Source organism: Ruegeria sp. A3M17, from assembly GCF_003318255.1.
Taxonomy (GTDB): domain Bacteria; phylum Pseudomonadota; class Alphaproteobacteria; order Rhodobacterales; family Rhodobacteraceae; genus Ruegeria.
In genome coordinates, this window is the sequence record NZ_QOCF01000035.1 from 264,254 (window position 1) to 280,088 (window position 15,835).

General features: G+C 59.3%; 15 protein-coding genes. 10 read left to right on the top strand and 5 right to left on the bottom strand.

Annotation, left to right across the window (positions count from 1 at the left end):
• Positions 1 to 83: 83 nt before the first annotated feature.
• Positions 84 to 1,109, bottom strand: coding sequence for a porin (locus tag DS906_RS19815; RefSeq protein WP_113791771.1), 1,026 nt, complete (start codon positions 1,107 to 1,109; stop codon positions 84 to 86).
• 283 nt (positions 1,110 to 1,392) lie between these two features.
• On the opposite strand from DS906_RS19815, the gene DS906_RS19820 reads away from it, so the two are divergent.
• The 4 genes from DS906_RS19820 to holA all read left to right on the top strand — a co-directional run bounded on the left by DS906_RS19820 (position 1,393) and on the right by holA (position 6,009).
• The gene (locus tag DS906_RS19820) at positions 1,393 to 1,881 is read left to right on the top strand and encodes a DUF3576 domain-containing protein (RefSeq protein WP_113791772.1); all 489 of its coding nucleotides are present in this window, start codon (positions 1,393 to 1,395) and stop codon (positions 1,879 to 1,881) included.
• 72 nt (positions 1,882 to 1,953) lie between these two features.
• Positions 1,954 to 4,506: a leucine--tRNA ligase gene (leuS, locus tag DS906_RS19825; RefSeq protein WP_113791773.1), complete on the top strand. Its 2,553-nt coding sequence runs from the start codon at positions 1,954 to 1,956 to the stop codon at positions 4,504 to 4,506.
• Positions 4,493 to 4,984, top strand: a complete 492-nt coding sequence (lptE, locus tag DS906_RS19830; RefSeq protein WP_113791774.1) for an LPS assembly lipoprotein LptE — start codon at positions 4,493 to 4,495, stop codon at positions 4,982 to 4,984. Before leuS ends, lptE begins: the two co-directional genes overlap by 14 nt.
• Entirely contained in the window at positions 4,981 to 6,009 is a 1,029-nt protein-coding gene (gene holA, locus DS906_RS19835) for a DNA polymerase III subunit delta (RefSeq protein WP_113791775.1), read from the top strand. The genes lptE and holA overlap by 4 nt, the downstream gene beginning before the upstream one ends.
• On the opposite strand, the gene DS906_RS19840 is transcribed toward holA, so the two are convergent.
• Positions 6,006 to 7,190 (bottom strand): TIGR03862 family flavoprotein, encoded by a 1,185-nt coding sequence (locus DS906_RS19840; protein ID WP_113791776.1) that lies wholly within the window; start codon positions 7,188 to 7,190, stop codon positions 6,006 to 6,008. The genes holA and DS906_RS19840 overlap by 4 nt on opposite strands.
• A gap of 48 nt (positions 7,191 to 7,238) precedes the next feature.
• Here DS906_RS19840 and DS906_RS19845 point away from each other — a divergent pair, with 48 nt between their 5' ends.
• Positions 7,239 to 7,547: an HNH endonuclease gene (locus tag DS906_RS19845; RefSeq protein ID WP_113791777.1), complete on the top strand. Its 309-nt coding sequence runs from the start codon at positions 7,239 to 7,241 to the stop codon at positions 7,545 to 7,547.
• Here DS906_RS19845 and DS906_RS19850 read toward each other — a convergent pair whose 3' ends face one another.
• From DS906_RS19850 to DS906_RS19860, 3 genes are read right to left on the bottom strand one after another with little or no spacing between them, the layout of a single operon-like run.
• Entirely contained in the window at positions 7,548 to 8,285 is a 738-nt protein-coding gene (locus tag DS906_RS19850; RefSeq protein WP_113791778.1) for a VOC family protein, read from the bottom strand. It lies immediately after the preceding gene.
• Positions 8,282 to 8,890 carry an enoyl-CoA hydratase/isomerase family protein gene (locus DS906_RS19855; RefSeq protein WP_113791779.1) on the bottom strand — a complete coding sequence of 203 codons (609 nt, stop codon included), beginning with the start codon at positions 8,888 to 8,890 and terminating at the stop codon, positions 8,282 to 8,284. The genes DS906_RS19850 and DS906_RS19855 overlap by 4 nt, the downstream gene beginning before the upstream one ends.
• Complete coding sequence (locus tag DS906_RS19860) at positions 8,887 to 9,630, bottom strand: SDR family oxidoreductase (protein WP_113791780.1); 744 nt, start codon at positions 9,628 to 9,630, stop codon at positions 8,887 to 8,889. The genes DS906_RS19855 and DS906_RS19860 overlap by 4 nt, the downstream gene beginning before the upstream one ends.
• Before the next feature lie 138 nt (positions 9,631 to 9,768).
• On the opposite strand from DS906_RS19860, the gene DS906_RS19865 reads away from it, so the two are divergent.
• From DS906_RS19865 to lpxK, 5 genes are all read left to right on the top strand, one after another.
• Complete coding sequence (locus DS906_RS19865; RefSeq protein WP_113791781.1) at positions 9,769 to 11,292, top strand: DUF2125 domain-containing protein; 1,524 nt, start codon at positions 9,769 to 9,771, stop codon at positions 11,290 to 11,292.
• Between the two features lie 175 nt (positions 11,293 to 11,467).
• Positions 11,468 to 12,814: a TldD/PmbA family protein gene (locus DS906_RS19870; RefSeq protein WP_113791782.1), complete on the top strand. Its 1,347-nt coding sequence runs from the start codon at positions 11,468 to 11,470 to the stop codon at positions 12,812 to 12,814.
• The gene (locus DS906_RS19875; RefSeq protein ID WP_113791783.1) at positions 12,801 to 13,601 is read left to right on the top strand and encodes a 3'(2'),5'-bisphosphate nucleotidase CysQ; all 801 of its coding nucleotides are present in this window, start codon (positions 12,801 to 12,803) and stop codon (positions 13,599 to 13,601) included. Before DS906_RS19870 ends, DS906_RS19875 begins: the two co-directional genes overlap by 14 nt.
• Positions 13,598 to 14,833, top strand: a complete 1,236-nt coding sequence (locus DS906_RS19880) for a 3-deoxy-D-manno-octulosonic acid transferase (RefSeq protein WP_113791784.1) — start codon at positions 13,598 to 13,600, stop codon at positions 14,831 to 14,833. Before DS906_RS19875 ends, DS906_RS19880 begins: the two co-directional genes overlap by 4 nt.
• Complete coding sequence (lpxK, locus tag DS906_RS19885) at positions 14,820 to 15,818, top strand: tetraacyldisaccharide 4'-kinase (protein ID WP_113791785.1); 999 nt, start codon at positions 14,820 to 14,822, stop codon at positions 15,816 to 15,818. The genes DS906_RS19880 and lpxK overlap by 14 nt, the downstream gene beginning before the upstream one ends.
• Positions 15,819 to 15,835 lie beyond the last annotated feature (17 nt).

A 15,835-nucleotide genomic window follows, 5' to 3' on the forward strand; every position in this document is an offset into this window, starting at 1 on the left:
TTGGGGCAGGAAAACACCAAGTCCGCTCAAAAGAAAAGGGCAGGTCCGAAGACCTGCCCTTAAACTTTGTGGTTTAGCTCAACTTAGAAGTTGAACTGAGCACCGAAGTCGGCACGTACTTGGCTGTCGCCGTCGCCACGCTTCTGTTGGCCGAGACCACCGCGCAGCGATGCACCGCCGCCCAGGTCGTACTTAACGCCGATACCATATTGCTGGTTGTCGTCATCCGCCGAACCGTCACCGTAAGCGGCGGTCAGAGTGGTTGCCGCGCCAAGGTTGTAGGCCAGCGACAGACCGTATGCGGTGCCGTTGCGATCGTCGTTTACAACGTCATCGTCAGCTACAAACACAGTACCCGAGAAGTCACCGAATTCTGCACCCAGGGTCAGAACGGTCAGCGACTGCTTTTCGCTGCTGCTGTTCACGTTCGCCTTGGTCTGACCATAGGCCAGTGCAGCGGTGATGTTGTTGAAGTTGTAGGTTGCGCTGATGTCCCAACGGTCTGCGTCCTGCGCAACACCGTCAAAAGCAATAGTTGCCTGGTCATATGACGCGCCGAATGCGAAATCGCCAACTGCGTACTGGAAGAACACAGCGTTCGAACCCGAACCGGTCGACGAGTAGGCCAGGAAGCTATAGTCAACGCCCGAGTACTGACCGATGAAGGATTCCAGGCCAGGCTCGTTACCGTAGTAGTTCGCCAGGTTGTCGAAGGAACCCGCAACGTTGCCGGCGTCAACACGCAGACCACCGTAGATGACCGAGAAGCGTGCGCCGTTCAGGCCAGCCGAGTTGGCTTCGCCGGTGTCGGCGTTTTCGTCAGCCTGCAGACGAACACGAGCCGAGAACTCAACGCCGCCATCGGTTTCTGCGGTGCCGTCGATGTTCAGACGGAAACGCGAGACCAGGATGGTGCTGTCGGTTTCGACGTTCGCGGTGCCATCAGCAATGATGTCGCCGTTTGCGTCTGTGGTGAAGTTGTTTACGTCACCGGTACGGTCTTCAAGGTAGCCAATACCAAAACGACCATAGCCGCTGAATTTAACGTCGGCCGCTGCAACACTTGCGGTTGCGATCAGAGCGGTCGATGCGAAGAGAACTTTTTTCATCTTGTTTCCCTCGGTTTCAAAAGTTTTTCTACTCGACACATGCCTCAGCACATGTCTCAGCACGGGAACCGTTTCGCTCGGATTGCCCCCAAAGCGCAAGCTTGCCTTAAATGTGAAGGGTGCATTGACCCCAAATTGGTGCAAGGATGCCACAGTCGATATTTGGGGATTAAACTGCCGTCCACACTGACATGTGTAACAAGAATAGGGTTGTTGCTGAACTGGACCTTGTCTAGGAGTAACACGTAACAAAGTAGACCAAGTGAAACAGGACCAGTCGACAATGCGCCTGCAGACGATTTTCGGTTTGACCATAATGACTGCTGCCGTGTCGGCCTGCGGACAGAATCAGAGTGCGGCTCCGAATCCCGCATTGCTGTATACAGATAGCACACGTACAGAAGAACGAGAGCTGAATGATCCAGAACGCTCAACAATCTGGGATGTGTTCAACCGCGGGAATGCTGAACAGATCGTCAATGTGAATCGGTATTTGTGGGCCGCCTCACTGGATGTGTTGAATTTCCTCCCAATTCAGGAAGTTGATCCATTTACCGGCGTGATCGTAACCGGTTACGGCACGCCGCCTGGTGGCGGACGTTCTTATCGCGCGACCGTGCATATAAGTGACCCGGCTCTGGCGGCGCGGTCGCTTTCGGTGGCACTGCAAAGCAGCGGAGGCGCTCCGGTCAGCGCTGCAACGGCGCGGGCGGTCGAGGATGCGATCCTGAACCGCGCACGCCAGTTGCGCATTGCGGACAACAAACTCTAGCCACCCGCCGAAAATCACAATATTACCACGCCGGGCTCACGCCCGGCGTTTTCATTCACGAAGGACCGCACAATGTCGCGCTACTCGGCCACCGAAATCGAAGCAAAATGGCAGGAAGCCTGGGACAAGGCCGGGATCTTCACCGCCGACCATAAGGCGGACAAGCCGAAATATTATGTGCTTGAGATGTTCCCCTACCCGTCAGGCCGAATCCATATGGGGCATGTGCGCAACTATACGATGGGCGACGTCATTGCGCGTCACAAGCTGGCGACGGGGCATAACGTGCTGCACCCGATGGGCTGGGATGCTTTTGGGATGCCCGCAGAGAACGCCGCCATGGCCATTGGCGGCCACCCGAAAGACTGGACATATAGCAACATCGCCGACATGCGCGGACAGATGAAGCCACTGGGCCTGTCGATAGACTGGTCCCGCGAATTCGCCACCTGTGACCCCGAATATTATGGCCAGCAGCAGGCTCTGTTCCTCGATATGCTCGACACTGGGTTGGTTTACCGCAAGAACGCCGTGGTGAACTGGGACCCGGTCGACATGACCGTTCTGGCCAATGAACAGGTGGAAAATGGACGTGGCTGGCGCTCGGGCGCGCTGGTGGAACGGCGCGAGCTGACCCAGTGGTTCTTCAAAATCTCGGACTATTCCGAAGAATTGCTGGATGCGCTTGATACGCTGGAAAACTGGCCTGCCAAAGTGCGGCTGATGCAGGAAAACTGGATCGGCAAGTCGCGCGGCCTGCAATTTGGCTTCGAACGTACTGATGGTGGTGAGCCGATCACCGTCTATACGACTCGGCCCGATACGCTGTTGGGCGCGTCCTTTGTTGGTATTTCGCCGGATCACCCGATTGCCAAGCAGCTTGAGGCCGAAAACCCCGAAGTTGCTGAGTTTGTTGCCGAATGCCGCAAGGGTGGCACCACGGAAGAGGCCATCGAGACGGCCGAAAAGCTGGGTTACGACACCGGCATTCGCGTGCGTCACCCGCTGGACCCGAACTGGGAACTGCCGGTCTGGATCGCCAACTTCATCCTGATGGATTACGGAACTGGCGCGATCTTTGCCTGCCCCGCGCATGACCAGCGCGACCTTGATTTCTGCCGCAAGTATGGCCTGCCGGTCATCGACACCTTCTTTGCACTGGATGACGATACGCCGGTCGACAAGATCGCCTTTGTGCCGCCGAAAACTGAAAAAGTCCGCTGGGTGGACCATTTCGCAGGCCTGACCGAGGCCACTGGGGATGAGGCGATCAACGCCACCGTCGATTTCGCGGAAAAAGCAGGCTGGGCTGAAGGCGTCACAAAATACCGTCTGCGCGACTGGGGCCTGAGCCGTCAACGCTATTGGGGTTGCCCGATTCCGGTCGTGCATTGCGACAAATGTGGCACCGTGCCCGAGAAGAAAGAAAATCTGCCGATCGAATTGCCTTACGACGATGGCAACGGCAAACCCATCGACTTCTCGATCCCCGGCAACCCGCTGGACCGCCATGCCAATTGGCGTGACACGCCTTGCCCATCCTGCGGCGCGCCCGCCAAGCGTGAAACCGATACGATGGACACTTTTGTCGATTCGTCGTGGTATTTCGCCCGTTTCACCGCGCCACGCGCTGACACGCCCACCGATCTGGCCGAGGCCGAATACTGGATGAATGTCGACCAGTATATCGGCGGGATCGAGCACGCGATTCTGCACCTGCTCTATTCGCGCTTTTTCGCGCGGGCGATGAACATCACGGGTCACCTGCCGAAGAAAGCCATCGAACCGTTCAATGCGCTGTTCACGCAGGGCATGGTCACGCATGAGATCTATCAGACACGCGATGCCAATGGCCGGCCGGTTTATCACCTGCCGGAAGATGTGACCGACGGGAAACTGGCCGACGGCACCGAGGTTGAGATCATCCCTTCGGCCAAGATGTCGAAATCCAAGAAAAACGTGGTCGACCCGGTCAGCATCATCTCGGCCTTCGGCGCAGATACCGCGCGTTGGTTCGTCCTGTCCGATTCGCCGCCTGAACGGGATGTGGAATGGACCGCATCCGGGGCCGAGGCTGCGTTCAAGCACCTTAGCCGTGTACATCGGATCGCGACGGAAATCGCCGAATCGGATGTTCCGGCCAATGCCGAGGATGAAATCCTGCTGCGCGAGATGCACAAAGCCATCCATGACGTCACAGGCGGAGTCGAATCTTTCGGCTTCAACGCCTCAATCGCCAAGCTTTATGCTTTCACCAACACGCTGGCCAAATCCAAGGCAGGCACCGCAGCCAAGCGCGAGGCCGCCAAAACACTGGCACAGCTGATGTCGCCGATGACCCCACACCTGTCCGAGGAACTCTGGCAGCTGCTGGGTGGCGAAGGGCTGGTTGCCACGGCGCCATGGCCAATTGCGGATGCAGCTATGCTGGTGGACGACACCGTAACCCTGCCGATCCAGATCAACGGCAAGCGCCGCGCGGAAATCAGCGTGGCCAAGGATATGCCCAAGGACGAGGTTGAAAAAATCGCGCTGAGCACCGAAGCTGTGCAAAAGGCGCTGGATGGCGCTACACCCAAGAAAGTAATCGTTGTACCGGGCCGGATCGTGAATGTCGTCGTTTAACCGCAGAACCTTGTTGCTGATGCCGTTGGCGCTTGCCGCCTGCGGGTTTGAACCTGTGTACGCTCCGGGCGGATCGGGCTCGGCCCTTTTTGGTCGCGTCGAAGTGTCGGCACCAAACACGGTCACCAGCTTTCTTCTGGTCGAAGATCTGGAACAAAAGCTTGGCCGTAGCGCAACATCCGGCAGTGAATACAGTCTGGACGTTTCCGTCGCGACCCAGACGGTGGCGGCATCGATCACCTCAACGAACGAAACCAACCGTCTTATCATCAACGGGACTGCCAACTATTCGCTTAGATCGAAAGCGACGGGGCAAGTTCTTGCCTCGGGCTCGGTGACGGACTTCGTGGGGTATTCGGCTGCTGGGTCCACCGTATCCACCCTGGCTGATGAGCGGGATGCTACGCAGCGCCTGATGGTGATTCTGTCCGATCAGATCATCAGTCGGCTGTACGCCACGCCGGATCTGTCTTCATGAAGCTGAGCCCGCGCGAGGCCGAGGGATATTTCTCGAGACCCGACGCGGACAAGACCGGGCTGTTGATCTACGGTGCGGATGCGATGCGCGTAGCGCTAAAGCGGCAACAGGTTTTGGCCGCTCTGCTGGGCGCCAATGCAGAAGAAGAGATGCGGTTGACCCGCCTGCCCGGAAGCGATCTGCGTGGCGATCCGGCCTTGTTGCTGGATGCCGTAAAGGCAGTCGGGTTCTTTCCCGGGCCACGCGCTGTATTCGTCGAAGACACAACCGACACGGCCGCCCCCGCAATCCTTGCCGCACTGGAGGATTGGGTGGCTGCCGATGCCCAGATCATCGTCACCGCCGGGCAGCTCAAGGCCAGTTCCAAGATTCGCAAAGCGTTCGAATCGCACCGCTCGGCCTATGCGGTAGGTATCTATGACGACCCGCCATCCCGGGCCGAGGTTGAACGAGTACTTTCTAAGGCCGGCTTGCAGAACATCCCGCGTGATTCGATGGCCGCGATTGCTGAGCTGGCAACCGGTATAAGCCCCGGTGACTTCACCCAAACGATTGAGAAACTGTCGCTTTACAAGCGCGGAGACAGTTCCGATCTGACCATTGAAGACGTCGAAGCCTGCGCGCCTCGTTCGACCGAGGCCGCCCTGGACGATGTGCTGAACGTGGTTGCCGATGGTCGCGCGGGTGAAATCGGCCCGCTGATCCGACGTTTGCAGTCACAGGGAACCAATGCGGTCAGCCTGTGCATCGGCGCGACAAGGCACTTCCGCACTTTGTATGCCTGCGCATCCGATCCGGGCGGAGCAGCGCAGGGCATCGGAAAGCTGCGCCCCCCGGTTTATGGGAAACGGCGTGACCGCATTCTGCGCCAGGCCCAGGGGTGGGGTGCGCCAAAACTGCAAACTGCGTTGACGGTTCTGACAGATACCGACCTGTCGCTGCGCTCGGCCGGGCGAACGGCACCGGCCATGGCATTGGTCGAACGCGCCATGATCCGTCTGGCGATGCTGGCGCGAACCCGCTAACCGCTTTGATCCAACCAATGTGCCGCCGAACGCCCAGCCCAACTGCCGGTCGCCAGGCAGGCCGTCAGAAGGTACCCCCCGGTCGGGGCCTCCCAATCCAGCATCTCTCCCGCGCAAAACACTCCGGGACATGCGGTCAGCATGAGCCCTTCATTAAGCGCAGCACGTGGCACGCCTCCTGCTGTGGAAATGGCCTCGTCCATAGGACGCAAGCCCGCGTGGGTGATCTGCAGATGCTTGATCACGCTCACGTCTAGCGACCGGATCTGGCCATCGCGCTTGGACATTTCATGAAACAGGGCGACCTTTTGCGGAGACAGGTGCAGAGATTTCTTCAGCCACTGCGACAGGGTCGTTTTCGATTTCTTTGACGCAAAACGACTACGCAACGTATCGGCATCCAAATCCGGAACCAAATCGACAAAAAGCGGCGCTCTGTCACGCAAGGCAGGGGTCAGTGAGTACAATCCGCCCCCTTCCAACCCTTTCGCCGACACCGCAGCCTCGCCGCGGCTCTCCAACTCTCCGGCCCTCCACCGAACCGATTTCAAAGCCGCGCCAAAATGCGGCTGCATATGGGGGCTCCAATCTACGGAAACGGCTGAATTTGCGGGTGCGAAAGGTGTGAGGGGCACGCCTTTGTCTTGCAGCACCGATGCCCATGCTCCGTCTGATCCCAACCGCGACCAGCTTGCCCCGCCCACCGCAAGAACGGTCACATCGGGGAACTGCTTCTGCCTGCCATCAGCCGTATCAAAAACGGCTTGGGCACCGTCCCAACCAACCCACCGCCAACGTGTTCTGACCTGCACACCCTCCTCTGCCAGCCGTGCCAGCCACGCCCGCAACAGCGGAGAGGCTTTCATCGACGTCGGAAATACCCGCGCGGTCGAGCCGACAAACAACTCTTGCCCCAGCCCTTGCGCCCATGTTTGCACGTCCGACGCATCGAATTCGGCAATCATTGGTCGCAACCAGGTCGCGGCCTCACCATAGGACCTCAGCAAAATCTCAAACTGTTCGTCCTTGGTCAGGTTCAGCCCGGACTTTCCCGCCATCAGGAACTTTCGCGCAACCGAAGGCTTGGCCTCTGCCACAACAACAGAGTGCCCGGCTTTGGCCAGTTCCTCGGCTGCCATCAGGCCTGCGGGTCCGCCGCCGATCACCAGTGCCTGTGCCATCCCTGCCCTCTTGCCTTTCGCGCCACCTGACGCAACCTTACCCTCGTCATGACGAACAGCGATCCGATCTGCCCGCTCTGCAACCGCCCGATCCCGGACGGGGACGGGGACGGGGACGGAAGCCTGCACCATCTGATCCCAAAACTCAAAGGGGGCAAGGGCGGACCCACCGTCCTGCTGCACCAGATCTGCCATAAAGAGGTGCATGTATCCCTGACCGAGGCGGAATTGGCCCGTGAATTCAACACCGTCGAGGCCCTGCGCGCCCATCCGAGGTTGGAGAAATTCCTGAATTGGGTTCGCAAACGCCCGCCCGGCTTTCGCTCGAAAGTTCCGGGCAAGCGTCGAGGTCGTTGATCAGCCGGGATTAACCGGGTCGCCAAACGCGTCCCGCGTCGGCGCGGCAAGCCCCTGAAACTCCAAACCGCGATAATCGGGCACATTGGCAAACCTGACGCCTTTGACGTGTTGGAACTCCAACGTTGTGTAGGGGCGTTTCCACAGCCATTCGCGATTTTCTACTGACCAAGGGTCTGGATTTGGCGGAGCCTCGTCGGTGAACGCGAAAAAATGCAGATCAAAGTCGTATCGCCCAATGTCCTGCATCGAAAGCAGGCGCATGCCCTTGCCCCGGCAGAATTCATCCTCGGCTTCTATATTTCCGGTGCGCAGGGTGATCTGGCCGATACAAGCCTGCGCAAACGGATCGCTCGGGTCTGCCGCGTTTGGCGGCCGGTTCCCTTCAAAATCGTGCTGAAGCAGTTCGATCACGAACCCTTCGGGGTCTTTGAGGTGACACATATACCCAATGTCCAGAAACTGTTTCGGATCTGATACCTCAATCCCCTTGTCGCGCAGGAATGCGGCCGCCAGATCGACATCCGGTACGGTGATGCCGATCTTCCAATAGCGTTGTCCGGTGTCATGGGTGTATCCCCCGCCGCCAGGCATCAGCAGCAAATCGGCGTCCTGCCCCGGATAGCCAATGCGCAGGCTCACTCCTTGAGTTTGCACCGACATTCCAAGAACGTCCGTATAAAATTTGCCCAGTTGTTCAGGATCGGCGACGCGCAATCGCAGGCCAGACAGCCTCATCGACACAGCCTTGCGATACCCGCAGCGATCTTGGGATCGGCGGCGGTGCTATCAGCAACCAGTTCACGCGCTGTCTGCATCAGCGCATCCGGCGCCACCATCCGGTCCACCAGACCAAAGGTATAAGCCTCATCCGCCGTGATCTTTTGACCGCCCATCAGGATCATCTTGGTGCGGGATGGCCCTATCAGGGCTGACATGCGCGCGGGATCAGACGGTTGCGGCAGAAAACCCAGTTTCATTACAGGATAGAAAAACTTGGCGGATGGGACCGCAATGCGAATATCGCAGGCCAGCACCATACCGTTCGCACCCCCAGCCAGGGTGCCGTTCAGCGCAGCGACCGTCAGGCATGGCAGCGCAGCGATTGCGCCCGACAAACGCTCCCATACATCCGAAGTTGCAAGACCCGCGCGGGCCTCATCCAGATCTGCACCGGCACTAAACACTTTGCCGGCCCCAGTCAGGATCAACGCGCGTGCCTCGGTGGCGGCTTCAGCAATCTCGGCCAGTTCGGTCAGCATCGCCCCTGTGAGCGCATTGGCTTTGCCGGGATTGTTCAAGGTAACAATCCACAAACCGTCTTCTTTGCTTAATTCGATCACGTCAGCCCTACCCTTTGTCGAATATCTTCACGCCGCAGCGAGATTTCGGTTCCCAAAAATTCATCCGCGTCTGCGGTACACATCCACAACAGCGCCTTGGCTGGCCAGTCGGCAGGGATATGATCGCTCCAATCCAATTGGCTGACCGCGTTAATTCCGCTGGTCTTGATAACCCGCTGCATATCGGTCGCCACGGTGCCTGGAGACAGTCCCATGGCGCGGATTCCGTGTATGGCCTCCTCAAGGTGCAGGCATTCCGTCAGCATCTTCGCTCCGGCCTTGGACGCGCAGTAATGGCTCCATGCCTCAATCGGGTTCGAGGCTGCGCCGGATGATACGGTCAACACAGTGCCCCCACCTGCGGCGCGCATGATGGGCAGGGCCGCGCGCATTCCGTGAAACACACCCTTGAGGTTGATATCGATCGCCTTGTCCCAAGCCGCAACATCCGCGTTCGAAAGATGGAAGATCGGATCAATGACACCGGCGTTCCCGATCAAGACATCCAATCCGCCAAAGCGGTCGACGCAATCTGCCACCGCCTGTTCAACCTGCGCAAAATCACTGACGTCACATTCCAGCGCGATTACATTTTCGCCCAGCGCGGATGCCAGTGTGGCGATTTGATCGCGGCTGCGCGCGACCAGTGCCACGTTCGCGCCTGCTGCGGCAAAAACGCGCCCTGCCTCTGCTCCGATGCCGCGGCTGGCCCCGGTTATCAGTACGGTTTTCCCCTGCATTTGGTTCCTATACCTCCAACGGTTTGAATTTGTGTGAATGCTTACCGCGCGAATGGGTAAAGGGTCCAGTCCTTGCCCCTTGACGCCCGCCGTCACAAACACGACGATGCCCGCAAAATTATCTAGAAGGGTACTGTAATGTCCGTTTTCCTTCGCCGCAGTTGCGGTGCTGTTTTGGCTTATGCCGTTATCACACAAGGCGCACTTGCCGATCTGACCACGCAGGATGTCTGGAATGACTGGAAAACCTATCTGGGTCAGATGGGGTACACCGTTTCGGGCGACCAGACCGTTGCAGGAAATGTCACGACGATTGCCAACATGGCCATGTCCATGGACTTACCGGAAGAAGAGGCAACTTTTCAGATGGTCGTTCCAGAAATGACCCTGACGGAAAATGGCGACGGTACGGTCAGTATTGGTTTCCCCGAGAATTTTCCGATGACGATTTCCGGAGAGGGGGACGGCGAAAAGTTCTCGGTCAATGTCGATTATTCGCAGAGCGAGATGACCATGGTTGTTTCGGGCTCCAAGGATGAGATGACCTACGACTATTCGGCCGATGCGATAGGCATCAAGCTGGATGGCCTGACTGTGGACGGTGAAAAGATGCCCGCTGATGCGCTGGCTCTCAGCCTGAACATGACAGATCTGGCTGGCAGCTCGGTGATGAAAATTGGTGAGAACCGTGACATTGATCAGAAGTTCACTGCGGGCGGGATGACCTATGATATGGCATTTCAGGACCCGGACAGCGGCGACACGGCCAAGGTCGACGGCTCGATGAGCCAGCTGGCGTTTGAAGGCACAAACGTTATCCCGTCTGAATTCGACATCTCGGACCCGCAGGCCTTCTATAAGGCGGGCTTCTCGTTCTCGGGGCTGTTCACCTACGGATCCGGCCAGAACGCGATTGCAGGCACCAGCGAAGGCGAGGCATTTTCGGTCGGAAGCGAGTCCCGGGGTGGCAAATTTGGCGCCAGCATCGACGCCGAGCGTCTTGCCTATGACATCGAGCAGAACAGCGCGAAAGTTGCAGTGACGACGGCCGACCTGCCCTTCCCGATCGAAATCGCGATGGAGAATGCCGGGTTCAAGTTTGAAATCCCGGTGCAGAAATCCGAGGAAATCCAACCGTTTGGCTTCGCGATGAACCTAAGCGACTTCACCATGTCGGATATCCTGTGGAGCATGTTCGACCCGGCAGGTGCCCTGCCGCGCGACCCGGCGACGATTGCGCTGGACACCACCGGAACCGCCAAGGTTCTGTTGAACATCTTTGATCCGACCGCAGTCGAAAACCTGGATACATCTGACGCAGCACCGGGCGAGTTGCACTCGCTGAAGATCAACGAACTGCTGGTGTCTTTGGTCGGAGCCAAGCTGACCGGTGAAGGCGATTTCACCTTCGACAACTCCAACGTCTCAGAGTTCGACGGAATGCCCACGCCGACCGGCGTTGCCAAGCTGAAACTGAATGGTGCCAACGCCCTGATCGACAAGCTGATCGAGATGGGTCTGGTGTCAGACAGCGATGCAATGGGCGCGCGGATGATGATGGGTCTGATGGCCGTACCGGGTGACGAGCCCGACACGCTGAATTCGGAAATCGAATTCACTGCGGACGGTCAGATTCTGGCGAACGGCCAGCGTATCAAGTAACACTTCGGGAAGGCGGCACGGCTGCCTTCCCAATCCTTCGCCCGTGGTGCGAACTCCGGCACCGGGCGCATCGTGCCGAATTCCCTTTCAATAGTTTGCTCAACCTAAAATAGCCGCAGGCCTTGCGAGACCGACGGTCCAAGGCTAGGTCGAAAGCACACAGACCGGAGGCCTCATGACCCGCACACCCGAAGAAATCAGCCATAATCTGCTGGACGCGGCCCGCAAAGCCGGGGCCGAAGCGGCGGATGCCATCGTTCTGGATGGCTCATCGGTATCGGTTGAAGTCCGCAGTGGCGCGCTGGAGCACGCGGAACGGTCCGAAGGCACCGACCTGGGACTGCGTGTGTTTCTGGGCAAGCGGCAGGCTATCGTCTCAAGTTCGGACAGTCGCCCCGAAACGCTGACGGCGATGGCGCAACGTGCAGTGGCCATGGCAAGCGAAGCTCCGGAAGATCCTTTTACAGGGTTGGCCACACCCGACCAGCTTGCAAAAGACTGGGATATCGCGGCGCTGGAACAATTCGACCCGACGCCGGAACCATCGGCGGATGCGCTTTTGCAGGATGCGCTGGCTGCCGAAGCTGCCGCATTGGCAATTCAGGGTGTGTCCCAAGTATCCGACGCAGCGGCAGCCTACGGCACCCACCGCGTGCATCTGGCTGCCACAAATGGCTTTTCCGGCGGGTATTCCCGCAGCAGTCGCTCGACCTCTTGCGTTGCTATCTCGGGCGAAGGCACGGGGATGGAACGTGACTATGACGGCGACAGCCGCACGTTCCAAAGTGACCTGCGCAGCCCTGATGAGATTGGCCGCTCGGCAGGTGAACGCGCCGTTGCACTGATTGGGGCACAAAAACCCGCGACAGGCACATTCCCTGTTCTGTTTGACGAGCGGATTTCGTCTTCGCTGATCGGTCATCTTTTGGCCGCCAGCAACGGCGCCGCCATTGCCCGTGGTGCGTCATGGCTGAAGGACAGTCTGGGAGAGCAGGTCCTGCCTGAACACCTGTCACTTATCGAAGACCCGCACCGCCCACGTATCTCAGGCTCTCGCCCCTTTGACGCCGAAGGTTTGCCAACACAGCGAAGGGCCGTTGTTGAAAACGGAGTGCTGACCGGTTGGACGCTGGATTTGGCCAGCGCACGAAAACTGGGCATGACCTCGACCGGGAATGCGGCGCGTGGCGTGTCTGGCCCTCCGTCGCCCAGCAACTGGAACCTGAGCCTGACCCAGGGCACGCACAGCCGGGACGATCTGCTGCGTGACATGGGAACGGGCCTGCTGGTGACCTCGATGATCGGATCGACGATCAACCCCAATACCGGCGACTACTCACGTGGGGCATCAGGCTTTTGGGTCAAAAACGGGGAAATCACCCACCCCGTCAACGAATGCACGATCGCTGGCAACCTGCGTGACATGCTGAAACGGATTATTCCGGCAAATGACTCACGCACGTATTTGTCCCGCGTGGTGCCATCGATCCTGATCGAAGGAATGACACTTGCCGGCACCTGACCTGCAACTGCTGATTGACGCCGCATTAGAGGCCGGAAAGATTGCCACTCGGTTTTCGGGGACCACGGCGCAACGCTGGGATAAACCCGACGGGGCCGGCCCGGTGACCGAAGCTGATCTGGCCGTCAACGCGATGCTTGAGAAAATGCTGCCCGCAGCGCGTCCGGGGTATGGCTGGCTTAGCGAAGAGTCCGAGGATTCAGCTGACAGGCTGTCGAAAGACCGTGTTTTCATCATTGATCCCATCGACGGCACCCGCAGCTTTGCCGAAGGCTCGCGGACATGGGCCCATTCATTGGCCATCGCCGAACAGGGCGAGGTGACAGCCGCTGTAATCTACCTGCCTTTGCGAAACCTGCTATACGCCGCAGCAAAAGGTCAGGGTGCTACGCTCAACACCGAAAAGATCCGGGTCAGCGAACTCGGTGTGTTGGAAAGCGCCCAGGTTCTGGCCGCGAAACCCAACATGCAGCCACAACACTGGCGTCAGGGGCAGGTGCCCGAGTTCAAGCGAAACTACCGGCCCTCGCTGGCCTATCGCATGGCCCTTGTTGCACAGGGTCGATTTGACGGGATGATGACCCTCAGGCCCAGCTGGGAATGGGACATCGCCGCCGGTGATCTGATTATACGCGAAGCCCTCGGCAGGTGTTCGGACCGCGCTGGGCTGCCTCTGCGGTTCAACAATGCAATTCCGCGTCTGAACGGTGTGATCGCTGCCGGTTCAGGTGTTTATGGGCTACTGTCGGAACAACTCGAGCCGGAAAGCCCTGGAATCGCACCATGAGCAAGCCGCGCTCGTTAAGCCTTGCCGCCTATCGCGTGCTGTCCTGGGGTATGCAGAATACCGCCAGCAACGGCGATATTGCGCGCCCGGAGGGCGAGGTTCTGTGGATTCACATCAACGCTTGGGAACGGCACCGCGCCATTGTCGACTTCTGCCAAAGACTGCAGCAGGCGCGCGCCACCCTATCGGTGGTTCTGACCGCGCCACCCGATGCAGATCTGACAAGATGGGCCAGCAGCGGATACCCTTTGGTCAACCTCCCCACCGAACAAACCGGGGCCGCGCGCGCGTTTCTGGACCATTGGCAGCCGGATATCGGAATATGGGTCGGTGGCGGCCTGATGCCAAACGTGATCACACGCGCCGAGGAACGCGGGATTCCCCTGATGTTGATCGAAGCGCAGGCGGACGTGAAAATCGCACGGGGCGGCCGTTGGTTACCCGATATCACAAGATACACGATTGACTGTTTTCAGACGATCCTGTGCACGACACCGGAAATCGCCCGTCAAATTCGGCGGCTGGGCGTCGCTTCGAACAAGGTGCAAGAGGCACCGCCCCTTCATGTCAGCCCAAACCCGCGCCCATGGCCCGAGGACGAGCTGATCGAAGTGAACCATGCGCTGTCTGGCCGACCGGTCTGGTTGGCGGCGTGGGTCCAGGACAAAGAGTTCATCTCGGTCCTCAGCGCGCATAGGCAGGCAATGCGCATGCTTCCGCGTTTGGCATTAGTCTTACAAGTGGCCGACATTACCGAAGCCGAACCGCTGCACCGGCGGCTTGAGGCGATGGATCTGCGCTGCACCAACTGGGATGAAAGCGGAACGATCGAGGATATGACTCAGGTGATCCTCTCCGCCGTGCCCGAGGATCTGGGTCTTTGGCAGCGGGTATCGCCTGTTACCTTCATGGGCAGCTCTCTGGAACGCGGCGCCGGGGGCGCGGACCCGCTGATCGCTACGGCGCTGGGCTCTGCCGTGATCCACGGCCCATTTGTGCACAGCCAACAACAGCTATACGATCAGCTCGACAGGGCGGGGGCCGCGCGCACGGTCAGGTCCGCCACCGAGCTGGGCGATGCAGTGGTGGAACTGTTGGCGCCGGATCAGGCCGCCAATATGGCGCTGGCCGGGTGGCAGATCGTAACCGAAGGTGCGCCGCAGGCGGATCACCTGATCGACATGATTCAGGACTACCTGGATCAGCGGAGTGCAGACGATGCGAGCACCTGATTTCTGGAATACCGCGCCGGATCGGCTGGACCTGCGCGCTCGAATGCTGGCACCGCTTGGGCGGCTCTACGCCGGCGCTACGGCGCGTCGGGTCGCCTCGGAACCCGGTGTTAACCCGGGCGTTCCTGTCATTTGCATTGGCAACCTGAACGCGGGCGGCACCGGCAAGACCCCGACTGTGATCTGGATGATCGAGCAATTGCGCGATGCCTGGCATGAGACACATGTGGTCACGCGCGGCCATGGCGGCTCGCTCGAAGGGCCGGTGCGCGTGGACCCCGGCAAGCATACCGCGGCGCAGGTCGGGGATGAGCCCCTGTTGCTGGCGGCTTTTGCCGATGTCTGGGTCGCCAAAGACCGCGCTGCTGGGGCAAAGGCAGCCGCCGCAGCGGGTGCCACGGTCATCGTGCTGGACGACGGCTTTCAAAACCCCTCGGTGGCGAAGGATTTCTCGGTCATTGTGGTGGACGCAGCACGCGGGTTCGGAAATGGGCTGTGCTTGCCGGCTGGCCCCCTGAGGGAACCGGTGGAAGTAGGGTTACAGCGCGCTGATCTGGTATTGTCCCTCGGCGAAGCTGATGCCCAAATCGAGTTTGCCGAACGCTGGGGGAAAAAACTGTCCGTCCCACATGCGACCGGCGCCGTTGAGCCGTTGCAAACCGGCATGGATTGGAGCGATACGCCCGTTCTCGCATTTGCAGGCATCGGACACCCCGAGAAGTTCTTTGCCACTTTGCGCCAACAAGGCGCGACCTTGCTGCGGGCCGAAGCGCTGGACGATCACCAGCCGCTGACACCCGCCCTGATGACCCGTCTTGAAAACGAAGCCCGCTTGTTGCGCGCGCAAATGGTCACCACGGAAAAAGACGCCGTTCGCCTGCCCGCTGCGTTTCGCAGCAAGGTCATCACGCTTCCGGTTCGTCTGAAGGTCGATGAGGCGGACAAGGTCAGGCAGATGCTTTTGCAGATCGCCCCGTCGCCCTGAAGGACGACCGGCCCGGA

Bases quoted from the DNA above. Each gene is read 5' to 3' on its own strand.
- DS906_RS19815 (WP_113791771.1), bottom strand. From the start codon at position 1,109: ATGAAAAAAGTTCTCTTCGCATCGACCGCTCTGATCGCAACCGCAAGT.
- DS906_RS19820 (WP_113791772.1), top strand. From the start codon at position 1,393: ATGCGCCTGCAGACGATTTTCGGTTTGACCATAATGACTGCTGCCGTG.
- leuS (WP_113791773.1), top strand. From the start codon at position 1,954: ATGTCGCGCTACTCGGCCACCGAAATCGAAGCAAAATGGCAGGAAGCC.
- lptE (WP_113791774.1), top strand. From the start codon at position 4,493: ATGTCGTCGTTTAACCGCAGAACCTTGTTGCTGATGCCGTTGGCGCTT.
- holA (WP_113791775.1), top strand. From the start codon at position 4,981: ATGAAGCTGAGCCCGCGCGAGGCCGAGGGATATTTCTCGAGACCCGAC.
- DS906_RS19840 (WP_113791776.1), bottom strand. From the start codon at position 7,190: ATGGCACAGGCACTGGTGATCGGCGGCGGACCCGCAGGCCTGATGGCA.
- DS906_RS19845 (WP_113791777.1), top strand. From the start codon at position 7,239: ATGACGAACAGCGATCCGATCTGCCCGCTCTGCAACCGCCCGATCCCG.
- DS906_RS19850 (WP_113791778.1), bottom strand. From the start codon at position 8,285: ATGAGGCTGTCTGGCCTGCGATTGCGCGTCGCCGATCCTGAACAACTG.
- DS906_RS19860 (WP_113791780.1), bottom strand. From the start codon at position 9,630: ATGCAGGGGAAAACCGTACTGATAACCGGGGCCAGCCGCGGCATCGGA.
- DS906_RS19865 (WP_113791781.1), top strand. From the start codon at position 9,769: ATGTCCGTTTTCCTTCGCCGCAGTTGCGGTGCTGTTTTGGCTTATGCC.
- DS906_RS19870 (WP_113791782.1), top strand. From the start codon at position 11,468: ATGACCCGCACACCCGAAGAAATCAGCCATAATCTGCTGGACGCGGCC.
- DS906_RS19880 (WP_113791784.1), top strand. From the start codon at position 13,598: ATGAGCAAGCCGCGCTCGTTAAGCCTTGCCGCCTATCGCGTGCTGTCC.
- lpxK (WP_113791785.1), top strand. From the start codon at position 14,820: ATGCGAGCACCTGATTTCTGGAATACCGCGCCGGATCGGCTGGACCTG.